Source organism: Bartonella sp. TT110JLCBS (assembly GCF_042193405.1).
In the GTDB taxonomy this organism is placed as follows: Bacteria; Pseudomonadota; Alphaproteobacteria; order Rhizobiales; family Rhizobiaceae; genus Bartonella.
Genome location: NZ_JBHILT010000077.1, coordinates 1 through 2,040, shown reverse-complemented (window position 1 = coordinate 2,040; position 2,040 = coordinate 1). Strand labels below are relative to the sequence as shown.

Annotated in this window: 4 protein-coding genes; all 4 read left to right on the top strand. The window is 44.8% G+C overall.

Annotated elements, in window-relative coordinates:
* On the top strand, positions 1-858 hold an 858-nt coding region (locus ACFILW_RS09495), incomplete at its 5' end, for a S49 family peptidase (protein ID WP_375685683.1).
* A complete protein-coding gene (locus tag ACFILW_RS09490) occupies positions 741-1,121 on the top strand; it encodes a hypothetical protein (RefSeq protein ID WP_375685685.1) in 381 nt (126 codons plus the stop codon). The genes ACFILW_RS09495 and ACFILW_RS09490, both read left to right, overlap by 118 nt.
* Positions 1,118-1,486 (top strand): head decoration protein, encoded by a 369-nt coding sequence (locus ACFILW_RS09485; RefSeq protein ID WP_375685681.1) that lies wholly within the window; start codon positions 1,118-1,120, stop codon positions 1,484-1,486. The genes ACFILW_RS09490 and ACFILW_RS09485 overlap by 4 nt, the downstream gene beginning before the upstream one ends.
* Positions 1,487-1,498: 12 nt before the next feature.
* The coding region (locus ACFILW_RS09480) for a major capsid protein (RefSeq protein ID WP_375685679.1) at positions 1,499-2,040 on the top strand (542 nt) is incomplete at its 3' end.

Here is a 2,040-nt window from a genome sequence, read left to right as displayed (position 1 = left end):
CCGGTTCATGGCACGCTTGTGCGCCGTGGTGCATGGCTTGGGGCTTTATCGGGGCTAACCTCTTATGAAGGTTTAAGGGCTTCTTTTCGTGAAGCCATTGCACAACATGATGTTCGCGCTGTTTTATTTGATATTGACAGCGGCGGTGGAGAAGCCGGCGGTGTGTTTGATTTGGTTGAAGAGTTTCAAACACTCTCAAAACAATACGACAAGCCCATTTGGGCACATGCCAATGAGTTTGCCTGTTCTGCAGCTTATGCCATTGCTTGTGCGGCTTCTCAAATATGGGTAGCTCGCACAGGGGTTGTGGGCTCGATTGGGGTTGTTTGTGCCCATCTTGACCAATCCCGTGCAGATGAAAAACACGGGCATAAATGGACCTTTGTCTTTGAAGGTGATCACAAAACCCATGGCAACCCTCACGAACCCTTGAGCGATACAGCACAGATAAAAATGCAAGCCGATTGCGCCCTGCTCTACGAGATGTTTGTCGATTGGGTTGCAAAAAACAGACGCTTAAATGCTGATGCAATTCGTGACACAAAAGCAGAAACTTTTATAGGCACCCAAGCGATCACGCTTGGATTAGCAGATGCGCAGGGCACTCTTGCGCAAGCTTTGGAAGCCTTAACGGATTCCATATCACAAAACCCAACAGCAACAACAAAAGAAGGAAAAAACACATGGCACGCACACAATACCGCGCTGAAGAAAAGGATGATGATGAAAAAATTGTCGACATCATCAACGAAGACGAAGAGGACGAGAGCGACATTGACGAAGACACTCAAGACTTCGACGAAGAAGAGGAAAACGAAGATGAAGATGAAGACAATGAGGACAAGCAGGAAAACATAAAAGCTGCTCTTGAAAAAGAAAGAAAGCGCGCAAAAGCACTAACAACCCTTGAAAGGCAAGCAAAGCACTTAGGCGTTTCTTTTGACGCAGCAAAAGCTATTCAAAACGGTATGAGTATCGAGAAAGCACGCCAATGTGTGTTGACGGCTGCTAGCTCTCAAAGCGCGTCTTTAAAAGTCTCGCCTTATACCCCTCATAGTGATGGGACGAGCAAGGCAAAGATTCACGCAAAATGGGAAGCAGCTTGGAGGGCAGTGAAATGACGAATATTATTTATGACGACGTACGCAATGGCGCTTATCTTGGACCCTACGACCCTGACATGTCAAACGAAGAAGTGCTGTTTGCATCAGGAGCATTCATTGAAGCGGGAACTGTCATGGGGAAAATTACAGCATCACAAAAATATACCCCCCTTAATCCAGCAGCAGCAGATGGCAGTCAAATCCCTGCGGGGATTTCTTTTGCCACTGTTGATGCCTCTCAAGCAGATCAACGTGCCGTGATTACAGCACGCTTATGCACTGTAAAAGCTTCTGAACTGCTATGGCCAGATGCCATCACGGATGAACAAAAAAGTGCTGCCATTCAGTCTCTCGAAGACCATAACAACATTCTATTGCGATAGGAGAATGCACACATGGATATGAATTTTTTTAAACATGATGCTTTCTCAAGCATCACAATGATGAAAGCCATCGAAAACTATGAGTTTCAACCTGGTCTTGTAAGTTCTCTTAATCTCTTTGAAGAAGTTGAAACCAGTACCACAGTGGTTGGTATTGAACGGCGTGATAATACATTTTCGCTTATTCAAACCAGTGAACGTGGCGCACCTTTGACAGAAGGTGATAGAGAGGGTCGTAATCTTCGGTTTTTCAAAACAACACGGATTGCCAAAAGTGATACGGTGAAATCAGAGGAAATCCAAAACCGTCGTGAATTTGGCGCAGAAGATCAGTTAGAGACAGCAATGAAATATATTGCCAGAAAACAAAAGAAACTGATTTCTGAAATCGAATTGACATGGGAAAATATGCAGCTTGGCGCTGTTCAAGGTGTTGTCCTTGATGCTGATGGTTCCGTAATTGTCGATTGGTACAAAGAATGGGAAATCGCACCACCAAAGCCGATTGATTTTAAATTAAATAATGAGACAACCAATGTTGCGGACCATGTTGA